Origin of the sequence: Pantoea sp. GbtcB22, from assembly GCF_019091025.1 — a bacterium.
GTDB classification, from domain to species: Bacteria; Pseudomonadota; Gammaproteobacteria; order Enterobacterales; family Enterobacteriaceae; genus Pantoea; species Pantoea leporis.
The window spans coordinates 1-240 of sequence record NZ_JAGXKB010000733.1 but is presented as its reverse complement, the minus strand read 5'-3'; the positions used below and the strand labels follow the sequence as shown (position 1 = coordinate 240).

Annotated in this window: 1 protein-coding gene; it reads right to left on the bottom strand. The window is 56.7% G+C overall.

What is annotated here, in order from left to right; translation table 11 throughout:
- Positions 1-240 (bottom strand): carbon starvation CstA 5TM domain-containing protein (locus tag KVT28_RS26525; protein ID WP_305801832.1); only part of this gene is annotated, 240 nt, incomplete at both ends.

Sequence of the window (240 nt, the reverse complement as noted above, 5' to 3'; positions counted from 1 at the left end):
TCTTCGCCGGGGCGATGACGATGCCGTCATCAATGCCTTTGCGGAACTTGTTGGCCTGCGCCAGGGAACCAATCGAAGGTTTTTCGTGGAAAATCTTCTGCCAGCCCGCGGTCATCGAGGTAATGAACAGCCAGGCGGATGGAACAATCGTCACCCACGCATAACGCAGCTTCTTCATTTTGAACAGCACCACGGTGCCGAGGATCAGCGCCATTCGCGCCAGCGTCTGGTTGCCGATAG